Origin of the sequence: Lysinibacillus sphaericus OT4b.31, from assembly GCF_000392615.1 — a bacterium.
Classification (GTDB): Bacteria; Bacillota; Bacilli; order Bacillales_A; family Planococcaceae; genus Lysinibacillus; species Lysinibacillus sphaericus_B.
The window spans coordinates 2609857-2623111 of record NZ_KB933398.1; the positions used below are offsets into that span (position 1 = coordinate 2609857).

10 protein-coding genes and 1 other annotated feature are annotated in these 13255 nt (G+C 38.6%); of the genes, 4 read left to right on the top strand and 6 right to left on the bottom strand.

The genetic code is table 11. The features are described 5' to 3' along the window. Positions 1-93: 93 nt before the first annotated feature. Entirely contained in the window at positions 94-1245 is a 1152-nt protein-coding gene (locus tag H131_RS11980) for an MFS transporter (RefSeq protein ID WP_010859402.1), read from the top strand. Between the two features lie 54 nt (positions 1246-1299). Here H131_RS11980 and H131_RS11985 read toward each other — a convergent pair whose 3' ends face one another. Beyond that, positions 1300-2475: an oxalate decarboxylase family bicupin gene (locus H131_RS11985; RefSeq protein ID WP_155242492.1), complete on the bottom strand. Its 1176-nt coding sequence runs from the start codon at positions 2473-2475 to the stop codon at positions 1300-1302. Between the two features lie 394 nt (positions 2476-2869). Further along, positions 2870-4327, bottom strand: a complete 1458-nt coding sequence (locus H131_RS11990; RefSeq protein WP_010859404.1) for an aminotransferase-like domain-containing protein — start codon at positions 4325-4327, stop codon at positions 2870-2872. Between the two features lie 100 nt (positions 4328-4427). Here H131_RS11990 and H131_RS11995 point away from each other — a divergent pair, with 100 nt between their 5' ends. Next, entirely contained in the window at positions 4428-5030 is a 603-nt protein-coding gene (locus H131_RS11995) for a LysE/ArgO family amino acid transporter (RefSeq protein ID WP_010859405.1), read from the top strand. Positions 5031-5299: 269 nt separating this feature from the next. Here H131_RS11995 and ileS read toward each other — a convergent pair whose 3' ends face one another. The 3 genes from ileS to H131_RS12010 all read right to left on the bottom strand — a co-directional run bounded on the left by ileS (position 5300) and on the right by H131_RS12010 (position 9653). After that, positions 5300-8392, bottom strand: coding sequence for an isoleucine--tRNA ligase (gene ileS, locus H131_RS12000; protein ID WP_010859406.1), 3093 nt, complete (start codon positions 8390-8392; stop codon positions 5300-5302). A gap of 58 nt (positions 8393-8450) precedes the next feature. Next, positions 8451-8691, bottom strand: a binding site (T-box leader). Between the two features lie 92 nt (positions 8692-8783). After that, positions 8784-9143, bottom strand: a complete 360-nt coding sequence (locus H131_RS12005) for a sigma factor (RefSeq protein WP_230491843.1) — start codon at positions 9141-9143, stop codon at positions 8784-8786. A gap of 66 nt (positions 9144-9209) precedes the next feature. Further along, positions 9210-9653: an Lrp/AsnC family transcriptional regulator gene (locus H131_RS12010; RefSeq protein ID WP_010859408.1), complete on the bottom strand. Its 444-nt coding sequence runs from the start codon at positions 9651-9653 to the stop codon at positions 9210-9212. A gap of 143 nt (positions 9654-9796) precedes the next feature. Between H131_RS12010 and H131_RS12015 the strand changes: the two genes are divergently transcribed. Next, complete coding sequence (locus H131_RS12015; RefSeq protein ID WP_010859409.1) at positions 9797-10381, top strand: DJ-1/PfpI family protein; 585 nt, start codon at positions 9797-9799, stop codon at positions 10379-10381. A gap of 48 nt (positions 10382-10429) precedes the next feature. Here the strand turns inward: H131_RS12015 and H131_RS12020 are convergent, their stop codons facing one another. Continuing rightward, complete coding sequence (locus H131_RS12020) at positions 10430-11278, bottom strand: LysR family transcriptional regulator (RefSeq protein WP_010859410.1); 849 nt, start codon at positions 11276-11278, stop codon at positions 10430-10432. A 207-nt stretch (positions 11279-11485) separates the two neighbouring features. On the opposite strand from H131_RS12020, the gene H131_RS12025 reads away from it, so the two are divergent. Next, positions 11486-12646, top strand: coding sequence for an MFS transporter (locus tag H131_RS12025; protein WP_010859411.1), 1161 nt, complete (start codon positions 11486-11488; stop codon positions 12644-12646). Positions 12647-13255 lie beyond the last annotated feature (609 nt).

The window sequence follows — 13255 nt, forward strand, 5'->3', positions numbered from 1 at the left end:
TTATTCTCTCCTATTCAAAATATGAGATATCTCACATTATTGTAACGACTATCGTGCTATCATTCAACATAGTTAATGGAGGTACATAATTTTATGAACAATCAACGATGGCTTTCTCAAAATTTCTTTACATTTTTTATTACGTGGGGTATTTTCTTACCTTATTGGACAGGTTGGCTGGTGGACGCCAAACAACTAACGGTCTCTCAGGCAAGCGTTGTGATGGGCTGTGGTCTTTTAGCAAGGGCCACTTCTAACCTCTTTTTCTTCCCAACGCTAGCAAAATATGTACACAACAAAAGACTTATTACGATTTTAGCAGTTGGGGCTTTGATGACAACATTACTTTACATACCGAGTACAAGTTTCATCATGCTCCTTGTCGTGACAATATTATTTAGTGTCTTTTACCCTGCTCTTTTACCTGCCGTTGAAAGTAGCGCAGCAACACTTGTGCAGCATGGCAATGTCCACTATGGAAAAAGCCGCTCCTATGGTTCAGTTGGATTCGTTATAGCGGTGTTAATTATCAGTATGTTAACTGGTGTCCTTGGTAAAAACGTAATCTTTTGGAGCATGATTATCGGTCTTATTGGTATGCTGTTGATGCAGCAATTAGCGACACCGAAGGAATTACTCGTTGTACCTACAAAAGAACAGCGTGCAAAATCATTATCGATGAAAACATTATGGCAGATTAAAGGCTTCCCTATTGTGTTATTCATTGTCATTTTACTACAAGGCGCACATGCCTCGTATTACAGCTATGGCTATATCTATTTAGAGGATCTGCAGGTTGATCCATTCTATATGGGGATGATTATTAACATCGCCGTGATTTGTGAAATCTTATATTTTATGAAGGCTGATACATTATTTACAAAATGGCGTCCTTCCTCATTATTACTGTTAGCAGCAAGTGGGTCTTCCTTACGCTGGTTACTTATTTATTTGTTCCCAAATGTTTGGGTGTTTATCGCCTCTCAAACCTTGCATGCATTATCGTTTGCACTGGCACATTTTGCCTTTATCGGTTATTTAACCAAAACATTACCAAAGGAACAAATTCCAAATGCACAGGGACTCTATTCTGCATTAGCAATGGGGTTAAGTACCGCAATCCTGACGTTTTTAGGTGGCTATTTATATGAAATTTCGCCGGGACTATCCTTTGCAGCCATGCTTATTTGTACCGTTCCAGCAATCGGTATCTTGCTGGTGACTAGAAATAACTATAAATTTTAAAAAAATAAGCAGGTGGGAAAGACTATTTGTCTTCTTCCACCTGCTTTGTTATGTTCACCTAGGATAATAAGAAAATCCAGGATATTTTACAATCGGCCATTTTTCCTTTCTTAAAACGTTGAGGAGTTCAGGACCTACACATAAGTTGCGTTGTACTAGCTCAGATGGGGTTAAAGCCATCCATTGATTTAACGACACATCTTGAAAACGATCACTTTTAAATATTTCAAGGAACCATAATGTTTCTGTTCCCGTGTTCTCAATGTAATGACCATTTGCAAATGGCACATATCCTACATCACCTGCACGATAATCAAATGTTCGAGCAGCACCGTTAGCTGCAAACACCGTCATACGTCCTTTTCCTTTTAGATAATATTGCCATTCATCATTATTTGGGTGCCAATGCATTTCTCGCATTGCGCCAGGTTCAACCTCAACAAGAGCTGCAGCGATATTTTGTGAAATGGGAAAGTTTGAGGAATCTACAATTCTTACACTACCACCCGGTGTTTTCATAGGAGCTTGGGCAAGCAGTCGATGTTTGAAGTTTCGAGGGACTTTGCCATAAGGTGATTGAACTTCCTGCGTTTCGATTGGTCCTGGTACCCTGTCTTGATAAATATATACCTGTTCAGTAGGGATATGATTAAAAGCGTTTATCGGAACGCCAAAATTTGATGAAAGCACATCTTTGGGCGTATGGGCAAACCAATCGGATATAGAAAATGTATTAAGATCTGAGAAATTCCCATCGTCAAACACAAGCAGAAATTCACATCCGTCTTCGAGACCCTGAATGGAATGAGGAATTCCTGGTGGAAAATACCATAAATCACCGGGCCCGACATCAGCAATAAAATTGTGACCATTTTGATCTACCGCTGTTATTCGAGCATGACCAAGTAACATATAAGACCACTCTGCTTGTTGATGCCAATGAAGTTCCCGTACGCCACCAGGTGTTAAGCTCATATTGACACCTGCCAATGTTGTGGCAATAGGAAGTTCACGAACGGTAATTTCTCGGGACCAACCACCTTTATTTAATGTCATATGGGTATCGGAATATGAGAATCTAAGATTTGGAATAAGTCCAGCATCTGTTTTAGGAGGGACTAGCATATCAGGATTTTGCATATCTCTCATAATATCTCTAGGTCCTTTATCCACACCCCCAGTACCATCATCACGAATGGGCTGTGGAATGTAATAATAGCCTTGTGGCATTTTCTCCAATGATTCACCTCTTTTAAAAAAATTAATTTACTGCTTTTAGCAGCAAACATAGTCGTTGTGTATTTAAGAATACTCATTTTAAAATGTATGGAAACGACAGGTGAATTATTCTATTACTTTAATGGCAAGCAATTTGTTGTGGCATACTAGCGGGCAAGTAGCCGCTATTGTTGTGTAATAAATTTAGATTGCGACCTTGATTTGGAAGAATAAAACTGAAGCGCATGTTCAAAAAGATGAATCAATAGATGCTTGTTTTTTCAACTCTTTTTTAACTAAAACTCTTGTCATGTATTACAGAGATTTTGGTGTTAAACAAATTTCTGTTGCGATTAATCCATTATGATTTAACCAAAAAAATCTAATGAGCCATTTTCTAAAAAAGTTATTTCTCTAGGTTTTGTTTTTTATGTTTTACAATCGCTTCATCCACGGTTTCATGTAATATTTGTAAGCCGCTTTTTAATTCTTCGTCTGTTGCATAGGCATACGATAAGCGAATGTGTTGGGTATCTTGTGGATTGTAAATGTAGCCTGGATTTATTAGGACTAGTCGATGTAATAGCTTAGTAAATAACTCTTTATCAACGATTGGTGCATGAAACTTTAGCCAAATATAGAAGCCTCCCTTTGGCTTATCCCATTCAGCAATATCACCAAATTTCTCCATTAAAATAGCCTCTACTAAATCTGCTCTGTGTTGTAATTTTTGGCGTAAGCTCACGATATACTGTTCATACTTTCCAGATTGTAGCCAATGCAACACAATTTCTTGTGAGATGGCACTTGAACCATAATCTGTTTGCATTTTTATATCCGCTAACCGTTCAATGACGGTTGTTGGTCCTATTAACCAGCCAATGCGTAGTCCTGGACTTAATGTTTTCGATACACTGCCAATGTAAAGTACTTGCCCACTATCATCTATTGATTTTATTGTAGGCGTTACTTCACGAAAGAGCAATTCATGATAAACGTCATCTTCAATAATGGGAATACGAGACTGTTTACATGCTTCATATAGGTGCTTTTTTTCTCGTGTCGTCCAAACTCTGCCAGTAGGATTATTTAACGTTGGCACGGCATAAAATACAGCCTGTCTTTTTCTTTTCTTTTGCGCCAATGTTTGAGTAAGCTGTTCATCACGATCGATAGCCATCATCTGCATACCTACAGATTGAAATGGATGAACTGAATTTAAGTAAGATGTTTTTTCCTGAAACACTATTGAACCCTGTTCAAGCAGGCCAACCGCAATAAGCTGCAATGCTTGTAGTGCACCCGAAACGATACAAACATTGTGTGGTTGTGCATGTATACCTCTTTTTTCAACATAATCGCAAACAGCTTTTCGCAGTCTATCGTTGCCTTGGGGCGATGAGTAGCCTAAAGTTTTAGGCTGTAAGGAAAGCGCCTTCAATGACGCTTCAATTTCAGCAGTGGGCAATAAACTCGGTGCTAACTCCCCAGTGCCTAACCGTATAATATCATCGCGTTGTTCGTATTCATTGATTATTTGAATGGTATGATAATTCGGCTTATGAAGGCTTGTATCAATATAACTTTGCCAATTTGGTTGGGTTTGTTTAATCAATGAATGCCAGGAATCATGTGAGACATATATTCCTGAGCCCACCTTCGCCTCCAGTATTCCAGCTGACTTTAACTCCTCTAATGCTTGCTGAATTGTACTTCGATTTACACCAAATTGCATGGCAAGTTGCCGCTGTGTTGGCAGCTTTGTGCCAGCAACCCAATCGCCTCGCTCAATATGTTCTGTAATCCATGTCGAAATTTGTTGTTGTAACGTCAGCTCTCCCTGTCTTGTTGGTTGCCAGCTCATGTAGTCACCTCTTAAATTGGTTGGGTAAAAAACCATCCAATTGGTCGTTTTCTTTTAGTTATAGCACAACTAAAATGAAGAATGAAAGGAGAGATACTTTTTGGAAGCATTTATTCACGGCATTATCTTAGCATTTGGACTTATTTTGCCACTAGGTGTACAAAACGTTTTCGTTTTTTCACAAGGTGCCACGCAACATCGTTTAGTTCGTGCCTTACCGGCTAGCATCACCGCAGCACTTTGCGATACATTACTTATATTACTTGCTGTTTTCGGCCTATCTATAATTGTGTTGCAATTTGAATGGCTACGCTTTACCTTAATGACTGTCGGAATCCTCTTCCTGTTATATATGGGCTATGCCATTTGGCAATCCAACCCGACAAAAACTGAAGACAGCGAAGCACTTCCAGTCAAAAAACAAATTTTGTTTGCACTCTCTGTATCCCTATTAAACCCACACGCTATTTTGGACACGATTGGCGTTATTGGGACAAGTGCCTTAAAGTACAATGGCACTGAGCAAATTATCTTTACTTCGGCGTGTATCCTTATTTCTTGGCTATGGTTTTTTGGCCTCACATTTGCAGGTGCATCACTCAAAAAAATCGACAGCTCGGGGAAGCTCATGAACGTCTTCAACAAATGCTCCGCGATCTTTATCTGGGCTACCGCCATCTATTTACTGATTGGCTTACTGTAAAACTATATGGTTTTACAGTAAGTTTTTGTACCATCTAAAAGTTGATTTCCGTGGCTATACTCGCTTTGTTTTGGAGACCCAAGTCTTCCTGTAGCAGACCTGAGCGTTCCTACAGCAGACCCGAGCGTTCGTGGTCCTTACCTGAGCGTATCTTCAGCAGACCCGAGCATTAATGGTCGCAACCTGAGCGGTTCTCCAGCAGACCCGAGCGTTCGACCCCCTGCTCACCTACTATCTCTTACTTTTTCTAAACCTTGTCTCGCCACTAATTACAGCATGAAATAAATTGTCACTTTTTCGTTAAATAGCTCAGTATCAATAAATGTATCGACTGTGCTATCTTGCACGAATTGTAAGTCATTTAGTAACACATTCGCTTTAAGTAGCGCTTCGTGTTGTTGGATAATTCTAGCTGTTTTTGCATCTGCTGAGATGGCAAGAGATATATACTTTTCAACAGGTAATGCCCATTTTTTACGAGTATCTTGAATGGTACGGATTAATTCCCTTATTTGCCCCTCCTGCAGTAAATCCTCTGTTAAATGTGTATTTAGCAGTACACGACATGACGTTTCCTCTGCTAAAATATAGTGTTCTTTCACTATGGATTCATTTAGCACGTGTTCTTGCATCAATGTTATCTCAAGCCCATCAATGTTAATTTTTACTGCGCTATCTTGTTGTAATGATTTTTTTTCGGTAGCACTTAAATTCACAACGTAATCTTTTACTTTATTGACGTTGGGTCCAAAGGCTGCACCAGCCGTTTTGAAATTTAGTTTATAATGAATTGTTTCATATGCTGAAAAATCATTTGTCCAAAGACATTCTTTAATATTTAATTCATCTTTGATGATAGCTGTATATTGCGCATAACTTTCTAGCTCATTTGTAACGGCAACAATTATTTCTCGTAAGGGCTGCTTCACTTTTATTGCTTGACTATTACGAAGACTTCTACCGAGCTCTACAATGGTTAAAACATTGGCCATTTCTTTTTCTAGCTGAAGATTAAGCAATGTTACATTACATGTCGGATAGTTTTGTAAATGTACACTTTTTCCGCTTAACTCCCTGTATAAATCCTCGGCAATAAACGGTGTGAATGGTGCTAATAGTTGACAAATAGTTGTAAGCAATTCATACAGCGTGCTAAATGCTCCACGTTTGTCTTCTGATAATCCGTTTGCCCAAAATCTTGCTCGTGAGCGACGGATATACCAGTTACTCAGCTCTTCCACCAGCTTGCCAATTTCACGTGTTGCTTGTGTAAATTGATAGTCGTCCATGTTCGACGTGACGAGCTGAATTGTATGATGTAATCGAGACAAAATCCAATCATCTAATTTTGTTCGTGTCCCTGTATTTTCTGGATCGTATTGGAAGCCATCTATATTGGCATACAGTTGATAGAATTTAAATGTATTATCAAGTGTATCGACCAACTTTGATTTTGCGTCCATGACAATTTTCTTTGAAAAGCGCTTAGGGTTCCATGGCGAGCTATCGACTAAAAACGACCATCTTAAAGCATCTGCTCCGTACTGCTCTATCAATTCAATCGGCTCTAATGCATTGCCTTTACTTTTCGACATTTTTTGTCCATGCTCATCTAGTACATGACCTAATGACAGTACATTTTTATAAGGGGCCTTTCCTGTAAATAATGTCGATACAGCTAATAAACTATAGAAAAAGCCTCGTGTTTGGTCGATGCCTTCAATGACCACATCCGCAGGAAATTGCTTGTTAAAGGTATTAAGGTTTCCAAAAGGATAATGATGCTGAGCAAACGGCATTGAACCACTATCAAACCAGACATCAATTACTTCAGGCGTGCGGTCCATATCCCCGCTACATTTTGGACAAGAACAGACAACTTCATCAATATACGGTTTATGAAGTTCTAGATTTTTATTGAAGGCTCCTTTCACTAATTTTTTTAAAGCAGCAATACTATTTGGCGCTTCTTCATGACCACAATCCTGACAAATCCACACATTGAGCGGTGTACCCCAATAGCGATTACGGCTAATATTCCAGTCCACTAAGTTTTCTAGGAAGTTGCCAAATCGACCATGTTTAATGTGCTCTGGATACCATGTGACGCGGTCATTATTTTGTAAGAGTTTATCTTTTAATGCCGACATATTGATAAACCAGCTGTCAGTCGCATAATAAAGCAGTGGTGAATCACAGCGCCAACAATGAGGATAGCTATGCTCATACTTTTCTTTCTCAAACAACAGCTCTTTTTCTGCCAGCATTTTAATAATATCGACATCGCAGTCTTTCACAAATTTTCCGGCAAGTTCTGGCACCTCTTGTGTATAACATCCTTTTAAATCCACAACGTTGACAAAGGACAAACCATTTTGTTGAACGGTTTTATAATCGTCTTCCCCATAAGCGGGTGCAATATGCACAAGCCCTGTTCCACTATGTTCTGTGACATAATCCGCTAGTACCACAACATGCCCCTTTTCAACTGTGACATAGGAAAAGGGCGGGATGTAAGAAACGCCTTCAAATTCATGACCATCATGCTCACTTAATACCTCAACTGGCTCAGACAATACTTTTTCAATGAGCGATTTTGCGAGGATATAAATTTTATCTTGTTTTTTTACACGCACATATTTTAAATGAGGATTTAAGGCCAACGCGACATTTGCTGGCAATGTCCAAGGTGTCGTTGTCCAACCAAGAAAATATTCGTCTTTATCTTTCAGCTTAAACATTGCTGTGACAGATAAATCCTTTACATCCTTATAGCCCTGTGCCACTTCATGGGAACTTAATGATGTTTGGCAACTCGGACAATAGGGTGAAACACGGTGGCCTTTATATAAGAGCTTCTTCTGATGTACTTGGCTTAAAATATGCCAAACTGATTCAATATAATGATTACTTAACGTTAAATAGGGATCTTCCATGTCAATCCAATAGCCTAGTTGTTCTGTAAAGGATCGCCATTTCTTTTCATAGGTAAAGACGCTACCTTTACATTCTTGAATAAATCGTTCAACGCCATAGTTTTCAATATCTTGCTTACCAGATATGCCTAACTTTTTTTCTACACCTAATTCCACTGGTAAACCATGTGTATCCCATCCAGCTTTTCGTTCAACGAGGTAGCCTTGCATCGTTTTATAACGAGCCACGACATCTTTAATGGTTCTTCCAAATGCGTGACCTACGTGTGGTAACCCATTGGCTGTCGGTGGTCCTTCGTAAAATACGAAAGGTTTATTGCCAGCACGATTCTTTACGGACGCTTGGAACGTTCCTTCTTGTTCCCATAATCCACGAATCCTCGTTTCTCTATCCACCGTTGTTTCTTTTTTTTCTTCCACTTGCATGTCATTTCCTCCTATACAATCCGTTTGTATAAAAGGCATACAAAAAACCCCGTCCCAAGTAAGGGACGGGGTTAACCGCGAATACCACCCTAATTCTATTGAAAAACGCTCAATAGCACTCAGCAACGTACAATCATACGTGTTCTTTTTAACGGTAGACACCCGAATTAGCCTACTGAAGCTTCAGCTAACCTTCTCAGAGAGGATCTTCATGTAACATTTGCACACCGACTTCCACCAAACTGTCAGCTCTCTGTAGAACAAAATGTAACACTACTCTTTCTCATCAACGAATTTGTATGCTTTTATTGTGACTCATCGTAACAAACTAACATTTAATTGTCAACAATTTCAAAATAATAATCTTGTGAGTTTTTTACAATTTATGTGACTAACCTTTCCAATCCAGTAGTGCTAATATGGCATTTTCAATTAGGGCATGTTCATCTTGCTGCACGAGCATGTCCCTTTTTGTGACAGCATGCTTGTTAAAAATTTTCTGTTGCACCTGTATTTTGCGGGATATCCAGCTTCGTAAATAATCTTTACTCTTATTAATAACGAGTCTCGATAAATAGGCTTTTAACTCCCCACGCTCCTCATAATTTTGTTGATTGTCGTAAAATTTAATGAACACATCTTGGACGATATCTTCCGCGCCTTGTAAATCCTTAACATAATAATAGGCAAGGCGAATCAGTCTCTCCGTATGCAATTCCATTATTTCTTCTAGTTCCACAATTTGTAGCAACTTCTCTTCCCCTTTCTCTGCCCTATAAATGGCGCTCACGATGTGGGGGTTTGCCTTTTTTGTCATTTATTCAAAATTTTCATCATAATAAGGTGTAATAACTGTTTTTTCGGCTGAAGACAGCACAATATTCGTTGAAGGCGTTCCAAAAGGCATTGCTTCATCGATAAATCGCTCTAATGTTTCCACTGAATAAGTAGCAATTTTAACAATATAACTAATTTCACCCGCTACCCGATAACATTCCAGGACATCAGCATGCGCATTACAAAAATTTGAAAGACTTTTACAATCAATGGATTTAAATAAAATAATGGCTTGTATAGAACGATTCATTTTTTTCAAATTTACCTTAGCGTTATATCCCTCAATAGCCCCCTGCTCTTCTAGCTTTTTGACGCGTTCAATAACTGCAGGAGATGATAAATGAACCTTTGCCGCTAATTCCTTCATCGAGATTTTAGCATTTCGCTGCAATTGCATTAAAATTTCAGTATCAATTTGATCCATCTGTATCCACCTTTTTTCGTTAATTAAAAATACAATATTTCCTTTTATTATAAAGGAATTTGAGTAAAATACGTACTTTACCTTCTGTTTATCTTAATTAGGTTTTAATACAATAAAGCTAAGCAATAAAGGAGGAAAAGGACATGAAAAGAATATTATTGTTGTTAGCAAACGGTTTTGAGGCTGTGGAAGCCAGCGTTTTTACAGATGTGCTTGGCTGGAATAAATGGGAGGGCGATGGTACGACGGAGGTCATATCAGTTGGGATGCATGAACAATTACAATGTACATGGAATTTCAAAGTAACACCTGAAAAATTATTTCATGACATTATATTAGATGACTTTGATGCATTAGCGATTCCTGGTGGTTTTGAAGAAGCGGGTTTTTATGAGGATGCCTTTAGTGAGGCATTTCAGGCTGTAGTACGTCATTTCGATGAACAGAAAAAGCCAATTGCTACTGTTTGTGTAGCATCCCTTATTTTAGGACAGAGTGGGATTTTACATAATCGCCAAGCGACAACCTATAATCACCCAACAAGTAAACGATTAGCACAGCTGCAATCTCACGGAGCAGTCATTGTTAATGAGCGTATCGTTCAAACAGAGCATATTATTACATCATCTAATCCCGGAACAGCCTTTGATGTCGCATTCACATTACTCGAAATGCTGACATCTGCGGAAAATACACAGAAAGTAAAGGATTTGATGGGATTTAAATAATCGAATGAAGCTGTCTCAACATATTCTCTGTGAGACAGCTTTGTTCTGTTAATGATGTTTTGTGATTAATTGAGATAAGTTCAAGCCAAGTTCTTTATTACGCGCGACTAATGCAATTGTTCTCATTTTTCCAAAATTCTCAATTGGTAAGGCACATAGATGGAGATGGCGGATATTCTTAGCCATTAACTCTGGTACGATCGTAATCCCCATTCCAGCAGTAACTGCACCAAAGATAAAATCACCAAAATTCACTTCACTTACTATATTAGGCTGATATCCTAACGTATTTATTTGTTTAACTATATCCTTTCTTGTATCACAAGGGGCTTGATGAACAATGAGTGGTTCCTTAGAGAGTTCTGAAAGATCAACTGTTTGTCTTGATTTGAATCGATGATTGAAATTAAACACCACATAGTAGGGCTCCGTAAACAACTCGGTACTCCACATAGACTCCCCTACATATTTAGCATCCACAAACACTGCATCAAGCCTTCCCTTTTGTAATGATTGCAACAGCTCATTGGACGTATTTTGAATCATAAGTGTCAGAGGTTTATCCATTTGGTTTAACTTTGGTGGTAAATAGTACGTGGCTAAACTAGGTAGACCACCTATAGCAATAGGATTACTCTGACTAAATTGCTGTAATTCTTGTCGAATGGCAGCAAGTTCAGCAATGACGGGTGTAATGCGCTTATTGAAACGTTCGCCAGCTGCTGTCAGTTCAATCCCCATCGATGTTCTATGGAATAATTCAACCCCAAGATTATTCTTTAAATTTTGGATATGTTTACTGAGCGCGGGTTGAGAAAGATTATTTGCTTGAGCAGCTTTAGAAAAACTTTTTTGATTAGCGGCTGCGATAAAACTATGTAACCACTCTACATTCATTGAATTCACCCCATACCCTATAACGTTTTGTTATATCCTTATAAAATAGTGATTGTTCCATATTCAGTGCTTTTTGGTAATCTATTAAACATGAAAGGTGTTTCGATTATAACATATTGTTATAGGTCATTTGCTAAAGCCAGGATTATTGGTAGCAAATATAACTCGACAAATATGCAGCACCTGTAAATTAAGGAGACTTTATCTATGAAAAATGTTTTATTATTATCATTTGGCATGTTTGCTTTGGGTTTCGATGCTTATGTTATTGCAGGCCTTATCCCAGGCATTAGTGAATCCTATCATAAAAATTCATCTCAAGTAGGACAGGCTGTTAGCATTTTTACTTTATTTTATGCTATATCAGCACCGCTATTTTCTTCCTTACTTGCCGGCAAACCCATTAAAAAAATTTTAATATGGTCGATGCTCATCTTTACCGCAGCTAATAGTCTGACAGCCTTGGCCCCAACATTTACTATTCTTCTATTATCGAGAGCAATTGCTGGGACGGGGGCTGGTTTATTTTCACCATTAGCTGTTGCAGCGTCTACAAAGTTCGTGTCAAATGAAAAGAAAGGAAGGGCTCTAGCGTTGACTATAGGAGGAATGAGTATGGGAACAGTGCTTGGTGTTCCTTTAGGGCTATATATTTCAGACTTATTTGATTGGACTTCAACAATGTGGCTATTAGTCATCTTCGGTCTAATTGCTGTGTTCTGTATGCATATATTTCTCCCGGATTTCCCAACGTCTCCTCCACCAGCACTAAACGAACGATTAAAGATGTTTCTAGATAAAAGAGTAACCATCACTGTATGTATAACATTTTTTGCTAGTATGGCTAGCTTAGGCTTGTACACATATCTATCACCATTATTAAAGGAAATGACAGTGTCCAGTCATTTGACACGTTATCTTTGGGCATGGGGTTTCGGTGGCTTGTTTGGAAGTATAATCATTGGTTACTTAATCGACTATTTTAAAAAGCCAAAAACTCTAGTTACAATCATTTTACTTACATTAACTCTTTCTATTATTTGTATACCACTCATGATACACTTACCAATATTCAAGTATTTACCATTCTTTGTCTGGGGAGCGATGGGCTGGGCATGTCAAGCTCCACAACAACATATTCTACTGTCATACCAGCCCAATAACGGCAGTTCGGCAGTGGCATTAAACAGTTCTATTAACTATTTAGGAAGTGCAATAGGTGCAACATTAGGCGGAACTGTACTGTCTTTACAGATGGGCTCCATAGCATTAATTTATTTTGCTAGTATTTCTATGCTATTTTCTCTTTGTTTACAATTTTATAGTATGAGAAACAAATTCAATGTAACAGAGGTCAGTAAAATATAAAAAAACGATCCCCTCAGAGATCGATTCAGTTGACGAACAAAAGGTATTCGGAATGATCACATGCCGAATACCTTTTGAAATTTTATCAGAAACAAATAGCCCCTATTAACGACAGTAGTACACTATGAGCTACTACTTCTCTGCCATTTTTGGACTTTTCCATGTCCAATTAGCTAGCCTCTTCAAATTCATGGCAGCAAATACACATTATCGTTTCTTTTTCGACGTGCATGGAATTGTTTCATGTCACGTTGATGACGTAAATGATTGGCTTCTTCCTCATGATGCGCCCAAATAGGACGTTCATTGATTTTCCGATGTCAGCATGTCTAATGGAGTTCGTTCATTATTACTATTTTTCGGCATTCATTTATAAACGTACACGAGTTGATTGGAGCGCAGGCGGCGACTTCTGCGGGAATAGCATGAGCGGAAGGCCTCGCAGGAGCGTAGCGACGAGGAGACTGAAGCCATGACCGCGAAAAGCGTCCACCGTAGCGGAAATCAACGGGTTTCTAGAAACTTCTATAAAAAAAGACTGTAGGCAAAACTCAAATTTCTTTGAGTTTGTCTACAGTCTGAACCGATCTCCTAAGAGATCCATTTTTT

Coding starts and splice junctions, on each gene's coding strand:
- H131_RS11985 (WP_155242492.1), bottom strand. CDS start 2,475: ATGCCACAAGGCTATTATTACATTCCACAGCCCATTCGTGATGATGGT.
- H131_RS12010 (WP_010859408.1), bottom strand. CDS start 9,653: ATGGATCAAATTGATACTGAAATTTTAATGCAATTGCAGCGAAATGCT.
- H131_RS12020 (WP_010859410.1), bottom strand. CDS start 11,278: ATGAATGTAGAGTGGTTACATAGTTTTATCGCAGCCGCTAATCAAAAA.
- H131_RS11990 (WP_010859404.1), bottom strand. CDS start 4,327: ATGAGCTGGCAACCAACAAGACAGGGAGAGCTGACGTTACAACAACAA.
- H131_RS12025 (WP_010859411.1), top strand. CDS start 11,486: ATGAAAAATGTTTTATTATTATCATTTGGCATGTTTGCTTTGGGTTTC.
- ileS (WP_010859406.1), bottom strand. CDS start 8,392: ATGCAAGTGGAAGAAAAAAAAGAAACAACGGTGGATAGAGAAACGAGG.
- H131_RS12015 (WP_010859409.1), top strand. CDS start 9,797: ATGAAAAGAATATTATTGTTGTTAGCAAACGGTTTTGAGGCTGTGGAA.
- H131_RS11980 (WP_010859402.1), top strand. CDS start 94: ATGAACAATCAACGATGGCTTTCTCAAAATTTCTTTACATTTTTTATT.